This window comes from Lyngbya aestuarii BL J, from assembly GCF_000478195.2.
Classification (GTDB): Bacteria; Cyanobacteriota; Cyanobacteriia; order Cyanobacteriales; family Microcoleaceae; genus Capilliphycus; species Capilliphycus aestuarii.
The window spans coordinates 1-21433 of record NZ_AUZM01000021.1; the positions used below are offsets into that span (position 1 = coordinate 1).

17 protein-coding genes and 1 rRNA gene are annotated in these 21433 nt (G+C 43.0%); 9 read left to right on the forward strand and 9 right to left on the reverse strand.

All coding sequences use genetic code 11. The features are described from left to right. Nucleotides 1-258: 258 nt before the first annotated feature. From M595_RS10940 to M595_RS10950, 3 genes are all read right to left on the reverse strand, one after another. Nucleotides 259-2133 carry a calcium-binding protein gene (locus M595_RS10940; RefSeq protein ID WP_023066357.1) on the reverse strand — a complete coding sequence of 625 codons (1875 nt, stop codon included), beginning with the start codon at nt 2131-2133 and terminating at the stop codon, nt 259-261. Nucleotides 2134-2414: 281 nt separating this feature from the next. Continuing rightward, nucleotides 2415-3488 (reverse strand): TolB-like translocation protein, encoded by a 1074-nt coding sequence (locus tag M595_RS10945; RefSeq protein ID WP_023066315.1) that lies wholly within the window; start codon nt 3486-3488, stop codon nt 2415-2417. A 432-nt stretch (nt 3489-3920) separates the two neighbouring features. Continuing rightward, nucleotides 3921-4427 (reverse strand): GNAT family N-acetyltransferase, encoded by a 507-nt coding sequence (locus M595_RS10950; protein WP_023066304.1) that lies wholly within the window; start codon nt 4425-4427, stop codon nt 3921-3923. Nucleotides 4428-4662: 235 nt separating this feature from the next. Here M595_RS10950 and M595_RS10955 point away from each other — a divergent pair, with 235 nt between their 5' ends. The 3 genes from M595_RS10955 (at nt 4663) to M595_RS10965 (ending at nt 8224) form a co-directional block, all read left to right on the forward strand. Further along, complete coding sequence (locus tag M595_RS10955) at nt 4663-6093, forward strand: GTP-binding protein (protein WP_023066281.1); 1431 nt, start codon at nt 4663-4665, stop codon at nt 6091-6093. Nucleotides 6094-6339: 246 nt separating this feature from the next. Continuing rightward, complete coding sequence (locus M595_RS10960; protein WP_040483946.1) at nt 6340-7065, forward strand: HAD family hydrolase; 726 nt, start codon at nt 6340-6342, stop codon at nt 7063-7065. 25 nt (nt 7066-7090) lie between these two features. Further along, nucleotides 7091-8224 carry a TIGR03364 family FAD-dependent oxidoreductase gene (locus tag M595_RS10965; protein WP_023066335.1) on the forward strand — a complete coding sequence of 378 codons (1134 nt, stop codon included), beginning with the start codon at nt 7091-7093 and terminating at the stop codon, nt 8222-8224. An 18-nt stretch (nt 8225-8242) separates the two neighbouring features. Here M595_RS10965 and clpX read toward each other — a convergent pair whose 3' ends face one another. The 3 genes from clpX to tig all read right to left on the reverse strand — a co-directional run bounded on the left by clpX (nt 8243) and on the right by tig (nt 12135). Then, nucleotides 8243-9583: an ATP-dependent protease ATP-binding subunit ClpX gene (clpX, locus tag M595_RS10970; RefSeq protein WP_040483947.1), complete on the reverse strand. Its 1341-nt coding sequence runs from the start codon at nt 9581-9583 to the stop codon at nt 8243-8245. A gap of 12 nt (nt 9584-9595) precedes the next feature. Continuing rightward, nucleotides 9596-10312, reverse strand: coding sequence for an ATP-dependent Clp endopeptidase proteolytic subunit ClpP (gene clpP / locus M595_RS10975; RefSeq protein WP_040483948.1), 717 nt, complete (start codon nt 10310-10312; stop codon nt 9596-9598). Between the two features lie 395 nt (nt 10313-10707). Beyond that, on the reverse strand, nt 10708-12135 hold the full coding sequence (gene tig, locus M595_RS10980; RefSeq protein WP_023066324.1) for a trigger factor: 1428 nt from the start codon (nt 12133-12135) through the stop codon (nt 10708-10710). A gap of 315 nt (nt 12136-12450) precedes the next feature. On the opposite strand from tig, the gene M595_RS10985 reads away from it, so the two are divergent. The 5 genes from M595_RS10985 (at nt 12451) to nadC (ending at nt 17933) form a co-directional block, all read left to right on the forward strand. Then, entirely contained in the window at nt 12451-13491 is a 1041-nt protein-coding gene (locus tag M595_RS10985; protein WP_023066305.1) for an aspartate-semialdehyde dehydrogenase, read from the forward strand. Between the two features lie 153 nt (nt 13492-13644). Beyond that, complete coding sequence (gene dapA / locus M595_RS10990) at nt 13645-14535, forward strand: 4-hydroxy-tetrahydrodipicolinate synthase (RefSeq protein ID WP_023066340.1); 891 nt, start codon at nt 13645-13647, stop codon at nt 14533-14535. 204 nt (nt 14536-14739) lie between these two features. Beyond that, nucleotides 14740-16593 carry a ribonuclease J gene (locus M595_RS10995; RefSeq protein ID WP_023066318.1) on the forward strand — a complete coding sequence of 618 codons (1854 nt, stop codon included), beginning with the start codon at nt 14740-14742 and terminating at the stop codon, nt 16591-16593. A gap of 249 nt (nt 16594-16842) precedes the next feature. Beyond that, nucleotides 16843-16959: ribosomal RNA gene (gene rrf, locus M595_RS11000) — 5S ribosomal RNA — on the forward strand. Between the two features lie 86 nt (nt 16960-17045). After that, complete coding sequence (gene nadC, locus M595_RS11005; protein WP_023066350.1) at nt 17046-17933, forward strand: carboxylating nicotinate-nucleotide diphosphorylase; 888 nt, start codon at nt 17046-17048, stop codon at nt 17931-17933. A 75-nt stretch (nt 17934-18008) separates the two neighbouring features. On the opposite strand, the gene M595_RS11010 is transcribed toward nadC, so the two are convergent. Further along, nucleotides 18009-19040 (reverse strand): C39 family peptidase, encoded by a 1032-nt coding sequence (locus M595_RS11010; protein ID WP_023066312.1) that lies wholly within the window; start codon nt 19038-19040, stop codon nt 18009-18011. A gap of 277 nt (nt 19041-19317) precedes the next feature. Beyond that, nucleotides 19318-19635: a 30S ribosomal protein PSRP-3 gene (locus tag M595_RS11015; RefSeq protein WP_023066297.1), complete on the reverse strand. Its 318-nt coding sequence runs from the start codon at nt 19633-19635 to the stop codon at nt 19318-19320. 93 nt (nt 19636-19728) lie between these two features. On the opposite strand from M595_RS11015, the gene M595_RS11020 reads away from it, so the two are divergent. Then, nucleotides 19729-20553 (forward strand): TIGR01548 family HAD-type hydrolase, encoded by an 825-nt coding sequence (locus M595_RS11020; protein ID WP_023066301.1) that lies wholly within the window; start codon nt 19729-19731, stop codon nt 20551-20553. On the opposite strand, the gene M595_RS11025 is transcribed toward M595_RS11020, so the two are convergent. Then, complete coding sequence (locus M595_RS11025) at nt 20540-21358, reverse strand: tetratricopeptide repeat protein (protein WP_375339241.1); 819 nt, start codon at nt 21356-21358, stop codon at nt 20540-20542. The two genes, M595_RS11020 and M595_RS11025, sit on opposite strands and share 14 nt — an antisense overlap. Nucleotides 21359-21433: the final 75 nt, after the last annotated feature.

Here is a 21433-nt window from a genome sequence, read left to right on the forward strand (position 1 = left end):
GGTGATCCGCGTATTTTATATTAATAAAGCTAAACCCCGTTACAATAACGGCAAACAGCGACGAGAAGGCTATAATAATTCTTATTAGATTTCATTAAATCATCTTTAAAATGCCTCACTTTGATCGGGTTTTGCAGCTTTTGCAAGACCCTTTTTAAGTTGGATTTCATATTCGAGTTGGACAGGTTAAACCATTTTTGTTTTTTGTTTAATTTCAGATAACCTGTCCGCTTCACATCGTCAATTTCTAAAACGGAATTAAACAAACGTAAAGTAATCTTCTTCAAGCACAACAGGGAAAGATGTTCCCTGAATAATCGCAATCAGTTCATCTTGACCCCCAACAGTATGATAGAGTGCAGTTCCTTGAGGTAAACCCTCGGGTTGAACATCCAGTCGATAATCTTCCGCATTTCCTGCGAGTTGAATAATATCTTGAGTGCTGTCGAAATCTTGAACTATAGCGTAATCTTCTAAACCGAGGTTATTGAGATCGCCATCTTCATAATAAACTTGAATCTCATCACCCAGAACAAATGTATCCGCTCCTGTTCCCCCTACTAAAGTATCAATTTCGTTCTGTCCGGCATCAGTTATATTGGGATCGGCACCAATCAAAATATCATCTCCATTATCTCCACTAACAAAGTCATTTCCCGCTTCACCTTCGAGAACATCATTACCTTGTCCTCCGTAGGCTAAATCATCACCGTCTCCTCCTTTAATGGTGTCATTTCCTAAATTACCATTGAGCCAGTCTGCATTTTCTCCACCATAGAGGAGGTCATCATCTTGATCGCCAAATAGACTATCTTCACCTGCATGACCGAGTAATGTGTCATTTTGTTTACCGCCAAATACGGTATCGTTTCCTTCGTTTCCTTCTAGGAAATCCTCATTTTGATTTCCAAACATCAAGTCATTACCCTCACCTCCAAAAAAGTTATCTGGTTGAGCGAAACCAAAGATAATATCGTCTCCAGAAAATCCTCTAAAAATTTCACTGTCATTGTCACTACCGAGAAGATTATCGCTGAGATCGGTACCATTAATGGTCAAAACTGTGAAACCGGATATATCTGGAGGAGTCGGTTCAAACTCAGGTTCGGGTGTGAGAACAGGTTCTGTTGGGGTGGGATCATCTAATCCTGTCCCCGATGGAGATTCATCTCCGGTGGTCGGATCATTGGATTCTGTCCCGGATGAAGACTCCTCTTCGGTGGTCGGTGGAAATTCATCATTTGATGGAGGATCAACAACAGGTATATCCTCACCAGAGGAATTGTCTGGAGTCGAAGGCGGGTCTACATCCGGGTCGGGTTGAGAATCCGGTTCTTGTTCATTCTCAGGCGTTTCAACGGAAGGTCTGTCATCCGTAATCGGATCGTCGATCTCAGCTTTTGGAGGAGGATCGACTTCAGTTTCATCGGTTTCTTCTTGTGGGTCTAAATCGGCTTCATTTTTCGATGGGGGAGTCTCGGGAGTTTGAGGTTCGGGTAAAGCTGCGTTCTCTTGACTGGGAGATTCCGGTTCAACTTCTGTACGAGTTTCAGATTCCTGATTTGAGTCTGAACCCTCATCTGAATTTGAGGGTTCAGAGGGTTGGGGATCTTCCGGCGGATCTTCCGATGGAGGTCGGGATTCTTCCTCAGTGGGATCAATATCGGCTTTTGGAGGAGGTTCGACTTCAGTTTCATCGGTTTCTTCTTGTGGGTCTAAATCCACTTCATTTTTCGATGGGGGAGTCTCGGGAGTTTGAGGTTCGGGTAGAGGCGTTTCCTCTTGAGTGGATGGGGATTCCGGTTGGATTTCTATGCGAGTTTCGGGTTCCATATCTGATTCTGAAGAAGGTTCTATTTCGGAAGGAGATTCCTCGTCTGAATTGACATCAGATTCGGACTCGGGTTCAGAAGGTTGCGGATCTTCTGATGGAGGTCGGGATTCTTCTTGAGAGAAATCAATATCGGCTTTTTCAGGAGGATCGACTTCAGCTTCATCGGTTTCTTGTGGTAGATCTACATCCACTTCATTTTTCGATGGGGGAGTCTCGGGAGTTTGAGGTTCGGGTAGAGGCGTTTCCTCTTGAGTGGATGGGAATTCCGGTTGGATTTCTATGCGAGTTTCGGGTTCCATATTCAGCTATTAAGATGGGTTTTCTGGTCAGTTATATGGAGATTAAAGTCCGAATTGATCTTCTGCTAGAATTGAGGAAGTTAGAGATTAAATTCTCTCTTGAATCCAATTATAAATTCGCTCTCATTCGATAGATTTATCCAATTAAACCTCATCTTCGATTCAGTTAAAGAATTGAGAAAATGAGGTAATATTATCAATAAAAACCGGAATGAGATGAAATGATTAATTCGGCTTTTCTCCTGAATATTTTCTGCCGTATAATGCCCCAAACTGGGGGTTTAGACATCAGGAAATATGCTTGCCGTGTAAATTTCCCAGTCATTTCCATCCCAAGCTTCCCAAGTGACATAATTACCTGCAATTTGAGGGTTAACTTCATCATTGGTACTGTTAACCAAAGTTTGAACCGTTGAACCATCATAAACAGTTGAACCATCATACAGAAGAATATCTGTATCTGAGGAATCATATTCATGTTCCCAGACGACAAAACCTAAATCAGAAACTTGGGGATTAATGTCATCTTGAGAATTATTGGTGAGTGGAGTGATCGCGCCTGTGAGTCGATCATGGAGATAGATCTCCCAGTCATTGCCATCCCAGGCTTGCCAGGTGACATAGTTTCCTGCTATTTGAGGATTGATTTCATCAAAACCACTACTGGCTAAGGTAAAAGTATTTCCGGTAGAGAAATCACGGAGATAAATATCTGTATCCGTGCTACTAAACTCATACTCATAAACAACATCTCCAAATTCAGAAACTTGGGCATTGGTTTCATTGCGTATAAAGTTGGTTGCAACTGGAATTTCGATTCCCGTTAAGTCATTATAGAGGTAAAGATCGGTGTTAGAATTACTATTTTCTCGTTCATAAACAACGAAATTACCTGCAATTTGGGGATTAATTTCATTAAAAGCCGTCTCTGCGATGGGAGTGTTTGTGTTGGTAAACTCATTATATAAATAGATGTCTGTATCAGAGGAAGTAAACTCGTATTCATAGGCAATAAGATTCCCTGAAATTTGAGGATTGGTTTCATCCCGTGCTATGCCAATCGGAAGCAATGTTGTCGTATCAGTATTTACATCATACAAACGGACATCAATATCACCAATGCCATATTCCCACTCATAAACAACGTCACCACCGTCAGAAATTTGAGGGTTGGATTCATCATTGAAAGTTGAAGCAATGGTTGTTATTTCCTCTGTAATGCCATTGTAATAACCGAGATTAAGATTACCGAAAACCTCAGATTCCCAAACAACATCACCGTAATCGGCTGCCACTTGAGGATTGGTGTCATCATTAAAATTATCGGTGAGTTGATTAATATTGAGCTTGGCCATCGTGATACTCCTATTGGGTAGATGTCGGTTGATTTCAGTCGGGAAATTTGCACAAAAAATCCCCCGAGCAAGCAGAATTTTAAGCTTGACCTTTCGTTTGTTTGTTTCTCATTGATCGTCAGCAATTCTCGCAAGCAATGGGACTAGCATTGAAAACAAGAACGGTGCTGACAATATTCGCTTTGATCGAGTTTTAAACCCTCGAACAGCTAGTAACGGTTAAACCGTTCACTTCCTCTATCAGATGGGGTTGGCGGTTTTTACGGGAATTCTGGAAGAAGTTACAAAACTTTATTATTTTTTGGGAGTTTGTGGTGCAGCCAACTCGGTCAAATCCCTGAAAATCAATGTATACAGTTGTATGTGGTTTACTCAGACAGCAAGCCATTGACCCGAAGCTAATGACTCTTCCGACTAGACTCTCAACCTAAATTAAGAGGGTAAACACTTCTCAAACCACTCTACATCCCAATATCGATCAAACTTACGACCCACCTCTCGATGAACGCCAACACTCTGAAACCCAAACTTTTGATGTAGCGCAATAGAGGCTGAATTTGGCAACGTAATTCCCGCATAGGCGCGATGCACATCCTCAGTTTTCAAAGATTCAAATAGAGCCGAATAAAGTAAACTTCCGATTCCTTTTTTGATGGTTTTGGGATGAATATAAACACTGGTTTCTATAGACGTTTCATACGCTGCTTTAGCTCGAAAACAACTACTACTTGCATAGCCAACGACTTGATCTTCAACTTCAGCGACAAACAACTGATAACGACCTGTAGAAGAATAATGTTCAAACCATTCTTCCCGGCGACGTTCTACCGTAAACAGTTTGAGATCAAAAGTAATCGCCGTATTGAGAATATAATAATTATAAATTTCAGTTAGCTGAACAATGTCTGAGGGTTGAGAAAAGCGAATGATAGGAGTCATTTGAGCTTTAAAAAATTCACTAGATCATCAATAAAAACACTCAACAAGCACTCAACATCAGTTAAAATCAACAGAAGTTGAGGAATAATTTCATTATCCGTTATCCTGGAGAGTGTCAAGTCAGTTTTCCGACTGGATATCCGTTCCTTAAGATCAAAATTTGAGCAGATTATAAAGATACGATAGGGTGAGAGCGCAGAGAAAGAACCCACTGCGGGGAGTTGAAAGGAATCAGATGAACCTAGACGACGAACTTAACAATACAATTTTAAACTTCACCGACATTCAAGCAGAGTTAAACCTGCGGGATGCTCAAGAGGTCATGCGTGAAATTATTGGCCATCTAGATTTAACCCCCGAGGAACGAGCTGGACTCGAAACGGAAATACACGGGTTAGAAACGATGATGGATAAACTCGAACAAACTCGCATCCAAATTGCAGTGTTTGGGATGGTAGGACGGGGTAAGTCCTCGATTTTGAATGCACTTTTAGGTCAAAAGATCTTTGAAACAGGCCCAATTCATGGTGTGACTCAAGCCACTCAAGCCCAAAGTTGGCAAGTTTCTGATACGCCTATCCAAACTTCTGATCTGGGAAATGATGTGGTTTCCTATCGCATTTCTCAAGTTGAATTAATAGACACTCCGGGAATTGATGAAGTTGATGGAAAAACCCGAGAAAAAATTGCACATCAAGTCGCACAACGGGCAGATTTACTTTTATTTGTGATTGCGGGAGATATTACTCAAGTTGAATATGAGGCGTTATCTCAACTGCGTGAAGCCGGAAAACCGATGTTATTGGTGTTTAATAAAGTTGATCAATATCCTGAAGCAGACCGTATGGCAATTTATCATAAAATTCGAGATGATCGAGTCAAAGAATTGTTGTCTCCTGATGAAATTGTCATGGCTGCGGCATCTCCGTTAATCGCGACCGCAGTTCGTCGTCCTGATGGGAGTATTCAACCTCAATTAACTCGCTCTGAACCTCAAGTTGAAAACCTCAAACTCAAAATTCTTGAAATTTTAGATCGGGAAGGAAAATCATTAGTGGCACTCAATACAATGCTCTACGCTGGAGATATTAACGAACAGTTAGTACAGCGAAAGATGGAGATTAGAGAACAAAGTGCTAATCGGGTGATTTGGAATGGAGTGATGACCAAAGCCGTCGCGATTGCCTTAAACCCAATGACGGTTATTGACTTAGTAAGTGGGGGGATTATTGATATTAGTATGATCCTGACTTTATCTAAATTATATGGAATTTCTATGACCCAACAAGGTGCTATTGATTTATTACAAAAAATCGCGATTGGTATGGGTGGAATTACGGCGAGTGAATTAGTGGCGAATTTGGGTTTAAGTTCTTTAAAAGGATTATTAGGAGTGACCGCACCGATGACGGGAGGGGCTACGTTAATTCCTTATATGTCGGTGGCGATTACACAAGCGGGTGTTGCTGGGGTTTCTTCCTATGGGATTGGACAGGTCACAAAAACTTACCTTGCTAATGGTGCGTCTTGGGGCGATGATGCGCCAAAAGCTGTCGTTAAACGGATTCTTGCTTCTTTGGATGAGACGTCTATCCTCAACCGCATTAAAGCTGAATTACAAGCCAAACTGGATTTAACTCGCCATTCGACACCCCAAAAAGAATGATTTGAATCCCCCCTACATCTAGCAGGGATGCGAGCGTTAAGACCCTAAAATTTGATTTCTGGGGAGGTGAGGAGGTAGGGAGATAGGGAGATAGGGAGATGTTTAAAATTAGTCTATCTCCTAACGGGTGATTGTCGGGCTAAAAATATTAAAAAAGGCTTTAATTTTGCGAACTTGAGAACAAAATAGATTTTAATTTTATCAAATGTTTAATGATCTAATCTGGCTATAATTTGTGAGTGTTTAATGACGAGTATTCAATTAGTTGTCTTTGACATGGCAGGGACAACCGTTCAAGATAACAACGAAGTTCAAGACTGTTTTTGTCAAGCTGCTGAAATCACCGGATTAAAGGTAGACTCTGAACGTATTAATTCTATGATGGGATGGTCAAAAAAGTTGGTTTTTCAAACTTTGTGGTCTGAACAAATGGGTACAGATAATCAGAGTTATGCCCCTCAAGTTGAACAATCTTATACTCGATTTAAACAAATATTAGAACATCATTATTTAACTCAATCTGTTGAACCGACTGTCGGTTGTTTAGAACTATTTCACGGGTTAAAACAACAACGAATTAAAATTGCTCTCAACACTGGATTTTATAGAACTGTTACTAATATTATTTTACACCGCTTAGGTTGGAATCAAGGCTTGAATTCTGACTATGTTGGCTCAGATGATACAATCATTCAAGTTTCAGTTACACCGGATGAAATTTATAATAATGAAGGTCGTCCGGCTCCCTATATGATTCAAAAAGCAATGTATAAATTAGGAATTAAAGACTCAAAAAAAGTGATTCATATTGGTGATACTCCCGTTGATTTGGCAGCAGGAATGAATGCAAATTGTTTATTATCTTTAGCCGTAACAAATGGCACACATACCCGAGAAAAATTACAACAATATCCCAATCATGGTTTACTTAATTCCTTGATTGAACTTAAAAATATAATCATTAATTTGTAAAATAAAAACAAAAGTCTCAAATATTATGACTCAAATTCAATCAACAGAAATTGCAATTGTGGGGGCGGGAATTGTTGGTTTAGCCCATGCTTTAGCCGCAGCTAAACGAGGATTTAAAGTGACTGTTTTTGAACGCAATCAACAAGCAGTCGGGGCTTCAATTCGCAATTTTGGTATGATTTGGCCGATTGGTCAACCTCAAGGTTTACTGTTTAATCGAGCCTTAAAATCTAGGGAAATTTGGCTAGAAATTGCCGAAAAAGCTAAGTTTAATACAGATAGTTGCGGTTCGCTTCATACTGCTTATCATCCAGATGAATTAGCGGTTTTAGAGGAATTTATTGCCACAACAGGTCAACAAATTGATTCAGTCGCTTTGTTAACACCCAAAGAAGTCACTCAAAAAAGTGCAGCCGTCAAGACAGAAGGGTTACTGGGAACATTGTGGAGTTCAACGGAAGTTATTGTTGATCCGCGAGAAGCGATCGCCAAAATTCCGGCGTTTTTAGCAGCCGAATATGGGGTAGAATTTGAATGGGGAACTGTTGTCACCCAGATTAATTATCCTCAGTTGATTGCAGGGGGAAAAACCTGGACAGCTGATCAGATTTTTGTCTGTAGTGGGAGAGATTTTGAAACCATCTATCGAGAGGTTTATGCTCAAAGTGGGATAACAAAAGTTAAACTACAAATGATGCGGACTATCCCTCAACCCAATCAATTTAAAATTGGGGCTTCTCTTTGTGGAGGGTTAACTTTAACCCATTATGCGGCGTTTTCTCAACTCCAATCTTTGAGGGCTTTAAAAGATAGAATTCAAGCCGAAACGCCTTATTTTCCCGAGTGGGGAATTCATGTGATGGTTTCGCAAAATTCTCACGGTGAATTAATCATCGGAGATTCTCACGAATACGGTTTAACTCCTGATCCGTTTAACAAAGCGAAAATTAATCAATATATTCTCGACTATCTCCAAACCTTTGTACAAGTTCCCTCATTAGAAATAGCAGAAACTTGGAATGGAGTCTATGCAAAAATCCCTGGAAAAACAGAATTAATCGCCCCTGTTGAAAAAGGCGTTACCCTCGTTAACGCTTTGAGTGGGGCGGGAATGACGCTTTCCTTTGGTTTAGCCGAAGAAGTCTTTGCTTCTCTGTAAAAGGTCTTATACTCAAACTTAAGCAGACTCAGGTTTGGGTAACGAAGACGGATGAACTAACAACTCCGCCGTTGATCGTTTTTCAACCATTTCTTTCGTCACCTGACATCGTTTTACATCCTTGCGAGAGGGTAATTCATACATGACATCAAGCATCAATTCTTCCACAATTCCCCGCAATGCCCGAGCGCCCGTTTTACGACGAAAGGCTTCTTGGGCGATCGCTTGAATGGCATCTTCTTCAAACTCTAGCTGCACATTATCCATTCGCAGCAATTTCTGATATTGTTTAACTAAGGCACTGCGAGGTTCAGTCAGAATCGCCATCAAGGTCTTTTCGTCTAACGGATCTAGAATGGCGACCATCGGAATACGACCAATCAACTCTGGAATTAACCCAAATTTCACCAAGTCATCGGGTTCCATTTTCTTCAAGGTTTCAGGCGATTGTTGATCTTTGACTTGTTCCTTTTCACCCTGAATAAAGCCCATTGACTTTTTGCCCGTTCTCTGATCGATAATCCGATCTAGCCCGACAAAAGCACCCCCGCAGACAAACAAAATATTACTGGTATCAATTTGAATACAATCTTGGTAGGGATGCTTACGTCCACCTTGAGGCGGGACATTAGCCACTGTTCCTTCTAACATTTTCAGAAGCGCCTGTTGAACTCCTTCTCCTGAAACATCCCGTGTAATTGAAGGATTTTCGCTTTTACGGGCGACTTTATCAATTTCGTCAATGTAGACAATTCCTCGTTGGGCTTCTTCGACATCAAAATCTGCTACTTGTAACAATCGCAACAGAATATTTTCAACATCTTCGCCCACATATCCCGCTTCTGTTAGCGTGGTTGCATCCGCCACGGCAAATGGAACTTCCAACATCTTCGCCAGTGTTTCTGCTAACAGCGTCTTCCCGCTTCCGGTAGGGCCAATCAGCAAAATATTAGACTTTTGTAACTCAATATTATCTTCTGAGGATTGGCGATTTTTCCCTTGAATAAAGCCAAGCCGTTTGTAGTGATTGTAAACGGCGACCGAAAGAACTTTTTTGGCTTCATCCTGACCAATCACATGATTATCTAGATGAGCTTTAATTTCTACAGGTTTGGGAACTTGGTTGAGCGCAACTCGACTAGGACGAGGGCGGCGCTTAGGCGGAGGAGCAGCTTGTGGACGAGCGGGAGGAGGAGAGCTGCTGGGATTGGAGTCGAACAACTCCTCATCTAAAATCTCATTGCATAACTCCACGCATTCATCACAGATATAGACCCCAGGCCCCGCTATCAACTTCCGAACTTGTTCTTGGGATTTGCCGCAAAAGGAACATTTTAGATGGGAGTCGTACTTAGACATAGTTGCCTCGTCTTATGTTGCTGGGACAGATTCTCCAGGAATAGGACGATTCTGTTTAGAGATCACCTGATCTATTAGACCATATTCTTTGGATTCTTCAGCGGACATAAAGAAGTCCCGTTCAGTGTCCACCTCAATTCGTTCAATCGGTTGGCTTGTATTTTGCGCCAGAATTTCATTAAGAATGCGCTTATGATACAGAATTTCTCGGGCTTGAATTTCGATATCTACCGCTTGTCCTTGAGCTCCGCCGAGAGGTTGGTGAATCATCATGCGGGCATTCGGAAGTGACATTCGTTTTCCGGGAGTCCCGGATGACAACAAAAATGCTCCCATACTGGCCGCTAAACCATAACAGATTGTCACCACATCAGGACGAACTTGCTGGATAGTGTCATAAATTCCCATTCCGGCGGTTACCGAACCCCCTGGAGAATTAATGTAAAGTTGAATGTCTTTTTCGGGATCTTCAGCATCTAGAAATAACATCTGGGCGCTGACGGCGTTAGCAATCTCATCATCAATTGCGGTTCCCAGAAAAATAATTCTGTCTCTGAGCAACCGGGAGTAAAGATCAAACGCCCGCTCTCCCATACCCGACTGTTCGACGACCATAGGAATCATTACGTTCGCCGGATTTGTTGAATGGATTTCTTTTTGGCTAACGCTTTGGAGATCACGATTGTTAAAACTCACAACAGGCTGATGAGAAGACTCAGATGTAATCATGGGATAGAGAATAGGTTTTCAACAGTTGATTTTAAATTAACCCCTTGATTTTATTAAGTAGTGCCTTCCGCACGTTGGGCAATTATTGCATTCAAATGAACTTAATACGATCTATTATGCCTTAACTCAACTCAAACGGCTCAAGATTAACTGAGATTCACCTCTAAAAATTGGGCGGGAGTGGGGACTCGTCAGTTTGCTGGTGTTGATTGTTGACTCTGTAGGTTGAAAAACTGAAATGTCACCAGTTGGTGACTCGATCGGGTAAAAAGGCAAAACTCAGACCTGAGAAGTTTTTTTCTTTCCCCATCTCCCTACCTCCGGTCCCGTTGACAGGGGTAAGGGGATGAGAGATTTTTAATCCTTAAATCAAGTTTGGGAATTAACCCTCAAACTTACTCCGAGGTTTCGGAGGTCAAGACTTCGACTTCCACTTCCGAGGTGACTTCTTCGGACATTTCAGTTTCTTCAGACTCCTCAGACTCCTCAGATGGACTTAAAGAACCTTCTGGAACCAATTCCACTGTGGAATTTTCTTCTAACCAACTATAAGTCTTTTTCTTGAGTAAGTTTTCGTTAACCACTTCACGCAAACGGTCAGGGTCAACCTCTTGTCCCTGTAATTGCGCCATTGTTTTGGCTTCTTCTGCCTGGATTTCCTCCTCAGAAACCGTGATCGATTCTTGCTTGGCAATTTCCTTTAACGCTAAGGACTGCTTTAGCTGTTCAATCGCTTGGGGACGAGAACGCTCTCGCATTTGAGGAATCATTTCTTGGGTAAACAGCCGCTTAATATCGACACCCATCTGACTTAACTGCATGGCTTGCTGAGTCAGAACTTGATCCACTTCCTCTCGAATCATCGTTTCCGGTAATTCGACTTGCAAATTTGCAACAATCGCCTCAATTAAAGCTTTGTTTTTGTTCGCTGTTGTTTGTTCGTCGGCTTCCTCTTGAAATCGCTTTTCTAAAGACTCTCGGAGTTCGGCTAAGGTTTCAAACTCACTGACTTCTTCAGCAAAGTCATCATCAAGTTCTGGAAGTTCTTTGACCTTAAGTTCATTTAAGGTAATCGTAAACACCGCAGCCTGTCCGGCTAATTCCTCATTACCATAGTCATCGGGAAAAGTCACTTGAAGTTCCTTCGTTTCGCCGGGGTTCATCCCAATCATTCCCTCTGTAAAACCGGGAATAAATTGTCCCTCAACTAACTCAACTTGGAAATTTTCCGCGCTTCCTCCGGGAATTTCTTGGGGTTCGCCTGCAACGTTAGTTTCCGTCGCAAATACGCCTTTGAAGTCTACAAATGCTACATCACCCGTTTGAGCGGGTCGGTTTTCAACGGGAACTAACGTTGCTAGTTTCGTCTGTTCCTGTTCTAACACTTCCTCTACGCGAGCTGGATTAAACTTCACTTCTTCGGCTTGCACATTTAAGCCTTTATATTCACCGAGTTGAACTTCAGGGGCAACATCAACCGCCGCTTTAATGGTTAAAAGCTGTCCGGGTTCGTACAAGGAAACCAATTCTTCAACATCACCCCGGAGTTCAAAACTCCCAATAGCAGGGATATTTTCCTGTTCAACCGCCTTGGGTAAGCACTGCTGCATCAAATCATCGAGGGCCGCCGCTTTAATACGACCGATTCCTAAGCGTTGGACGAGAATATGACGCGGTACTTTCCCTTTGCGGAACCCAGGAATATTGACTGAACGAGCATATTGACGAATCACTTGCTCGTAAGCGTTCTTGGACATTTCCGGAGAGATTTCGATATCTAGCCCAATTTGGCTAGCGGGGAGTTTTTCCTGGGTAACTTTCATAATCGTGGTATTCTGGAATTCAATAACCCCTCAACACATTTTGACTCTGGGGAACTATAATTTGGGTTGAGTTAGTCGATAGACTAGATGTGCAATTGTATCTTATCTCGCGATCGCTATGGGTTGTGAGCCGCAATTCACCCCGGTGTTTGATCGCCAAGTGGCTGACCCAAACTAAGATTCAGACGATGTAACGGGGAGAGGAGAGTTTTAGATACAGAGTCTTATTGTAGATTAACGATTTTGTTTGTTATTAATTTTGTTATTGAAATTTCAGGTTTATTTTAGAATTGTCTCTGAGGGAGGGTTCTGAGTTTGTCTAAGTCTTACCGAGTTGCAATTTTAGGAGCAACAGGTGCAGTTGGAACAGAATTAATACAGTTATTGGAAAGTCGCAGCTTTCCAGTGGCCGAATTAAAACTGTTAGCCTCGGCGCGTTCAGCCGGAAGCCAACTGCTGTTTAAAGGAGAAAATATTACAGTCGAAGCGGTTGATGAACAGTCATTTAACCAAGTAGACATTGTTCTGGCCTCAGCAGGTGGAGAGACGTCCAAACGATGGGCGGCAAAAGCCGTAGAAGCTGGTGCTGTCTTCATTGACAACTCCAGCGCCTTTAGAATGGATGCTCAGGTGCCGTTAATCGTACCCGAAGTGAATCCCGAAGCGGCTGCATCTCACCAAGGGATTATTGCCAACCCCAACTGTACAACCATTTTAATGGCGGTTGCCATTTGGCCTCTTTACCAAGTTCAGCCCATACGCCGGATTGTGGTTTCGACCTATCAGTCAGCCAGTGGGGCAGGAGCCAGAGCGATGGAGGAAATGATTACTCAGGCTCAAGCCATTTTACAAGGAAAAACACCCCCGACGGAAATTTTTCCCTATCCCTTGGCTTTTAACTTATTTCCTCATAATTCACCCTTGGATGAATCGGGATATTGCCAAGAAGAACTCAAAATGGTGAATGAAACTCGGAAAATATTTGGCGTGGAAGAGTTGAGAATTTCTGCGACCTGTGTGCGGGTTCCCGTACTTCGCGCTCATTCCGAAGCGATTAACCTAGAGTTTGATCAACCCTTTGATGTGGCAAAAGCACGAGAAGTCCTTTCTCAAGCACCAGGGGTAGAACTCCGAGAAGACTGGAAGGCAAATTACTTCCCCATGCCCATTGATGCAACGGGTCGTGATCCGGTCTTAGTCGGTCGCATCCGTCAAGATATTTCTCATCGGTGTGGGTTAGAACTGTGGCTGAGTGGGGATCAAGTTCGCAAAGGGGCAGCATTAAACGCCGTACAAATTGCTGAGTTATTAGTGGCGAATAATCTTTTACGTTCGTCTCTAGTCGCGAGTCATTAATGAGAGTGAGGTTGGCAGTCGGACAGGACAACACCGCTTGGGAACGTGAGTTGAGTCCATCGTCAATTCAAATAGAGAAGGGATTGGAAAAGATTGAGTCCACACCTGATGGCAGGCGATGCGAACAGAAACAGCACAACTGATAGAAGGTAGATGGTGAGTTTTGGAAAGGTGATGACGGCGATGATTACGCCGTTTAAAGAGGATGGTAGCGTTAACTATGAAGTGGCAGAACAGTTAGCCGCTCATTTGGTTGACAACGGTACAGATACCCTAGTCGTCTGTGGAACAACAGGAGAATCTCCCACACTCACTTGGTCAGAGGAGTACGAACTGTTTCAAGTGGTGCAGAAAGCAGTTTCTTCTAAAGCCAAGATTATGGCGGGAACCGGATCAAATTGTACTCGAGAGGCGATCGAAGCCAGCCAAAAAGCTGCTAAACTAGGATTAGATGGATCGTTGCAAGTGGTTCCCTATTACAATAAACCTCCTCAGGAGGGGTTGTACCAACATTTTAAGGCGATCGCCCAAGCCAGCGACGATTTACCCATGATGCTCTATAATGTCCCGGGTCGCACCGGACAGAGCTTACAACCCGAAACGGTCGCTCGTTTAGCAGAAATCTCTAATATTGTTGCAATCAAAGAAGCCAGCGGCAATTTAGACCAAGTTAGCCAAATTCGACGCTTGACACCTCCAGAATTTAAGATCTACTCTGGAGATGACTCTCTAACATTGCCCCTATTGGCAGTGGGCGGTATCGGAGTGGTGAGCGTTGCGAGTCATTTAGTGGGAGATCGATTACAGCACATGATCAAGGCGTTTGAAGCGGGTCAAGTGCAAGTCGCCACTGAAACTCACCTACAACTCTTCGGATTATTTAAGGCACTTTTCTTAACGACAAACCCTATTGCGATCAAAGCAGCCCTCAAACTGCAAGGCTGGAAAGTTGGTCAGACTCGCCCGCCTCTGTGTGACCCTTCTGCGGTCGTAACCCAACAACTACAGCAAGTGTTAAGTGAACTTAATTTGCTCAAAGCTTAAAAGCAACAACATGGATAGATCGAGTGTGCGCCCGCAGGTGATGCACCCCTATCTTCCAAAAAGCAAAGTTTCAGACAACTGAATATTGATGAACATTTAATCGTTAGTGGATCAAAGATTTAGTGATCGAGTTTTCGACTCAGATTAACATTCAGCTATCGAAGTTCATTGTTAAACAATAAACCTTCACACAAAAAGGAAAACATGGTTAAAAACGGAACAACACCCATCATTAAAAGTAAAAATTCAGTTCGTAAACCCCTCAGTAAAAGTGACGGGAATGGCTTAAAAATCATTCCTTTAGGTGGCTTACATGAAATTGGTAAGAATACCTGTGTGTTTGAATATGACGATGAAATTATTCTCCTCGACGCCGGACTTGCCTTTCCCACAGACGGAATGCACGGCGTTAATATTGTTCTCCCGGATGTCACTTATCTACGGGAAAATCGCCATAAAATCAAAGGCATGATCGTGACTCATGGTCACGAAGATCATATTGGCGGTATCGCGTTTCACCTCAAACAATTTGATATTCCCGTCATTTACGGCCCGCGACTGGCGATGGCATTACTTCAGGGGAAATTAGAAGAAGCGGGCGTTTCGGATCGCACTGAGTTAAGAAGTGTTCGTCCCCGAGAAATTGTGAGACTTGGCAAGAGTTTCCTGGTCGAATATATCCGCAATACTCATTCAATTGCTGATAGTTTCACCGTAGCCATTAATACCCCGGTCGGTGTCGTCATTCATAGTGGTGACTTTAAAATTGATCACACCCCAGTCGATGGAGAACACTTTGATTTTCAACGACTCGCAGAATACGGCGAAAAAGGGGTTCAGTGCTTGTTGAGTGATTCGACCAATGCAGAAGTTCCGGGATTTACACCCTCAGAAAGTTCAGTTTATCCCAACTTAGATCGGATTTTTTCACAAGCACCTGGACGTATTTTAGTCACCACCTTTGCCTCTTCAGTCCATCGGCTAAATATTATTTTGGATATTGCCCAAAAACAGGGGCGTTCAGTCGCCGTTGTCGGTCGGTCGATGCTGAATGTAATTGCTCATGCCCGAAATTTAGGGTATATAAAATGTCAAGATGATCTGTTTATTCCATTGAATACGTTGCGAGATACACCCGATGATCAGGTGTTAATTCTCACCACCGGGTCACAAGGAGAACCGCTTTCGGCGATGACTCGTATTGCCAATGGCGCTCACCGACAAATTAGCATTAAGCAAGGTGATACAGTCGTCTTCTCTGCTAACCCGATTCCGGGTAATACCATCGCAGTTGTCAATACCATTGATAAGCTGATGATGTTAGGCGCTAACGTGATTTATGGTCGTCATCACGGCATTCATGTTTCAGGTCATGGCTGTCAGGAAGATCACAAATTAATGCTGGCATTAACTCGTCCAAAATTCTTTGTTCCCGTCCATGGTGAACATCGGATGTTGATTAAACATTCTCAAACTGCTCAAAGTATGGGAATTCCTGCCGAAAATATGATCATCATCGATAATGGGGATGTTGTCGAACTGACCAAAGATTCTATTGGTGTGATCGACAGAGTGAAAGCAGGGGTTGAACCTGTTGATTCTTCCCGCACAGGTGTCGTTAAAGATGATGTCATGCAGGAACGGCGTCAACTGGCTGAAGATGGAGTTGTAACCGTGGCAGTGGCGGTTGACTTGGAAGGTAAGTTAATTTCACAACCGAAGATTCATTTCCGAGGTGTCGTCACCTCTGTAGACCAGACTCTGCTACAGATGTCAATTAATAAAGCGATTGAATCTACTTTGAATAATCGCTGGTCAGAATTTGTACGGTCTTTTGAGGGTCAAAAAGAAGTAGACTGGGTAGGGGTAGAAACTCAAGTTGAACGTTCAATTGAGCGATCGCTCAAACGGGAACTTAACAGAAGTAATCCGTTAGTCGTGTTGCTGATGAATACCCCAAATGGGGATACCTCTGATCATGCTGAACAAGAGGAGAAACCCGCACCCAAAACAACCGGACGGCGACGGACTCGCACTGCGGCTAGAGTGGCGTCTTAAAGTGTCGCTATCACTTCAATACCAAAGGATGGGTTGTTAACTGGCCTATCCTTTACCCTTGACTTTACCCTCGGTGATACTCGAAGTCCGCTAAAGCCCAACAACGAAGCTAAAAAAGATTTTTGGGGAAAGGGGTTGACAATCTCGCGAAAGCTCTGTACTATTAGTAATTGTCGAAGGTTACAGAAGAACGCGAAACAAAGCAACTTCTGATTAACTCAAAGACATAAGAAAGCATTTTAAAGCTTTTTTGGTGTCTATGGCTCGATGGAACCACACCGATCCATCTCGAACTCGGATGTGAAACGTTGACACGGCGAAGATACTTGGTGGGTAGCTGCCTGGGAAAATAGCTCGATGCCAGGATAAATATAAAACTAGAGCTTCTTATCCAGTGATAAACGGAAAGAGGCTCTAGTTTTTGATGGATCTGTGTTAATCAATCACAAACCATGAACGCAATTTTACCTCCCCCGATTGTTTTAGACCCGCTCCTACAACAATGGCTTTGTGAAGATATTGGTCGAGGCGATCGCACCACCGCGAGTCTGTTCTTGCAAAATCATCCGTTGGGAAGCGCTCATTGGGTGGTGAAAGAATCAGGAATGGTGGCGGGATTAACAGTAGCGGCGCGAGTTTTTGAACTGTTAGACAGAGAAGTAAAGTTTACACCGATGATTACCGAGGGGCAATGGTGTGAAGCTGGCCAAATGATCGCCCAACTCAAAGGGCCATTAGAAGCCTTGTTAACTGGGGAACGAGTGGCCTTGAACCTAGCGATGAGGTTAAGTGGAATTGCGACCCTGACAAACCGATACGCTGAAGCCATTGCTGACTTACCAACACAACTGGTAGATACCCGTAAAACCACGCCAGGACTGCGACTATTAGAAAAATATGCAACCCAAGTCGGAGGGGCAAAAAATCATCGTCTAGGACTCGATGATGCCGTGATGATCAAAGATAATCATATCGCAGCGGCCGGAGGAATACAAGCAGCGATCGCCCAAATTCGAGGAAGTATTCCCTATACTCTCACCATAGAAGTTGAAACAGAAACCCTCGAACAAGTTCAGACGGCATTAGAAAATAAAGCTGATATTATTATGCTGGATAATATGCCGCTGAAAATGATGTCTGAGGCGGTGGAGAAAATACGCGCTGAAAATGATCGCATTAAAATCGAAGCCTCGGGCAATATTACCCTAGAAACCATCCGCAGTGTTGCAGAAATGGGTGTTGACTATATCTCAACAAGCGCCCCAATTACCCGTTCAACTTGGCTAGATTTAAGTATGAAATTGGGCGCGTGGAGATTGGGGAATGAATTATCCGTTTAGTCGAACCGTTTAAAGTGAGAAACAGACAATTTATTAACAAGTTGATTAATCATTTCCCCCTTTCTCTCAACAACTTTACTTAGAAATAAAATGAACCCAAAAATTACCATCAGGGATACAAAGTCGCCGAATTAATCCATAAGAATAATGTAGATAAGCACCACTTAAATCGGTACGATATCCCGTAGAAAACCACTCTCCATAGGGATCATGAACAATCAATCCATATTCATCATATCCAACCACGACAACGATATGACCAAAGGAGGTAAAATAACCGTGAATGACAGAAGGATTTCCTGCCGAAATCCAGTCTAGAACATCTTCAATAATGGCGTATTCTGTAAAATAATCTTGACAGCCATAATCTCTAACAATTCGGGCTAAATCATAGGGATTGTGACGACTGTAGCCTCGGTCGAGTGCATACTCATACAGTTCATCTTCAAACTGTCCATAACTGAGCCGTCTGGATGCTTTTAAATACTCCAAACACATGGCAATTGAAGTCACATTACAGGCACCCGTCGGATTAAACCAATTATCAAGTTGATAACGATAGGGAAAATTATTGATTCGATAACTTGTGGGTAAACGCTTAGGATAAACTAACTTATCCTCTTCATAAATTTCGGCATGAGGCCCCCAAATATATAACATCGAATATCCACCGAAGCTTTCACTGCGAAGTGCAACTCTCAAATGTCCTCGAATCGGATCATGAGCCAAAATCGCAAACTCTTGACCTCCGGCTAGGGGAAATTTTTCGGAGTCGCTTAACTGAGAAGAAGCAATCGGTTTTACCTTGAAAACCGTACTTTTAACGGTTCTTAGAATGGGAGTAGGAATGGGAATATCTGCGAGTTTTGTTTCAATTAACTTCTCAGCAGTGATCGCACCTAAAAATCCCGGTTCACCACATTTCATTAACTTTTGAAACCGATGCAGGGCTGCCGTTGACTTCGGGCCAAATATTCCATCGGCAGGGGGATCAAGGAGTCCCAAATCAATCAGGCGAATCTGAATCTGACGACTCAGTTCGGGGTCAGCATCAATTTTCTTGACATCATACTTGATATCTGTTCCCAGAAAGTCTTGTAATCTCATGCTCACTTACTTAAATTAATCGCGGTTGTAGGGAGAGGAAAGTCATGGTAATTTTACCGATATTATCAGCTTTGATGACGACTATTGACAAAGATAACCGGATTTTATACCCGATTTGTCTGTCCACTCGCTGCAATCTCCCGACTCATCCGGTATAGCAGATAATTTAACTGTGAGAAAATTCAAGATTTCAAAAAAAACTAAAAGCCTACACAGCGGGTAGGCTCAAGTTCAAGGGGCAAGTTCATCGAATCGAAAATCAAACCGACTGAACTATTCAGCTACTTCCTGTAAAGATGACTTCAGGAAACTTCGCCTGAGCTTCTGGTAGCGGACGCCCTCTGCCTTCTTCTTGCCAATAGTTGATCACTTCGGTTGCTTTGTTGAGCAACTCAACCCGCTCAATATCTGAAATCCAACGTTTAGATTCCATTTCAGTTTTGAGCTGTTCCCAGGCATCATTTCTTGGCCAGAAAAAGTAAGAGGTTAAAGGGCTAGAACCTTTGCCCACAATTTGGTCTACGGCTAATGCTACGTTGTCGTCGAGCCACAAAACCTTGAGTACAAATCGATCCTGCGATACTTCTGTTTCCATCGGCAATTTTAAAAAATATTACAACCTACTACTCTATCACAGTATTCGACTTCTGTGCTATTGAGTGGATAGTTCATTCTTCAACTGAGATCGATGAAAGCCATTGCAATTTTTGATATTGACGGTGTAATTCGGGACGTGGGGGGTTCCTATCGACGGGCGATCGCTGACACTGTAGAACATTTTACTCAAAATGCCTATCGTCCCACTCTCCAAGACATCGACAAACTCAAGTCTGAGGGCATTTGGAATAATGATTGGGAAGCGTCTCGGGAGCTAATCTATCGGTATTTTGAACATCAACCCAATTCCATCCCTTCCCCTGATTCAACGGAGTCTGCGGTGAGTGTAGGCTTGTCTCGTAACCCGATTGATCTCAACTATGATGATTTAATTGCATTTTTTCAATCTCGTTATCGAGGGCCTGATCCTAACCACTGGACAGGCTATATTTGCTCAGAACCGTTGCTGTGTGAACCCACGTATTTTGAACAGTTAACTCAAGCGAATATTGGTTGGGGATTCTTTAGCGGGGCAATGCGGGATGAGGCTTTATATGCGCTGACGGGGAAGTTAGGGTTGGTTTCACCTGTGTTAGTGGCGATGGAGGATGCACCGGGAAAACCCGATCCAACCGGACTATTGATGGCAGTTGAACAGCTACAGCCAGAGAACTCCACAACCATTGTCTATGTCGGTGATACGGTTGGCGATATGTACACCGTTCAACGAGCCTCTGAACAGCAACCTGAGCGGGCTTGGATCGGTGTGGGAGTGTTACCTCCTCATGTTCAACAAAACTCTCAGCAGGCTCAAGCTTACCGTCAAACCCTGAAAGCCGCAGGTGCAATTCTGGTGATGCCGAGCGTTGAACAATTAGCTGCTGTTGTGATCGAACAATTGGTTACTGCAAATTAAGAAACTTATCCAAGGCATTGACCACTTCAGGCGGCCAACGACGCACTTGAGTAACCCATTCAAGATCTTTGTACCGCCCATCTAGTCCAATCACCGCAACCCAATTACTTTCAGCTTCTCCGCGTTTGCCTTTTTCCCATAAACACGCACTTAAAGCGGCTCGCATATCGGCAAAATTCGGATATTTACGAACTAGATTTTTCATCGTGCGAATTGCTTTTTCCGTTTGTCCGTCTTGATAGAGTGCTAAGGCATAATTTGCCCGAGCAAAGGCATAATTGGGATCAAGTTCTGCTGCGGTTTCATAGTCAATAATGGCGGCTTTCCAATTCCCTAAACCCGCTTCAGCATTGCCTCGGTTGTTGTAGGCAACGGCATCTTCGCCGGAGAGTTCTAATACATGATTGTAGTCTGCGATCGCCGACGCCCAACGTTCTAAGCGCTCATAAGCGACGCCTCGGTTTAAATAGGGATCAGGAGCATTGGGAGCGAGTTCTATGGCTTTATTGTAGTCAGAAAGGGCTGCTTCTATCTTATTTTGACTCACACGAACATTACCCCGATTACTCCACATTGCAGCGTTATCGGGGTACTGTTTAATAATCTGAGTCCAGTAGGTTTCGGCTTCAGCAAATTTTCCGGTTGTTGTCGCATCAAAGGCTTGGTTGAGAAGGTTCTCGACGTCTTGAACAACTGGTGTTGATTCTGCTAAAGTCTCAGAAGCGGCAAAGGCAGGATTTGAATATCCTCCCAATGTGTAAAGGCTGAAAACAATCAAAGTGACAATAATCGAGATCAATTGCATCATTTGAGTGAACCGATAACGGTGATTAGTGTTTAATTCTAATCGATTACTGTCTCACTTCAAAGAGAATCTTCT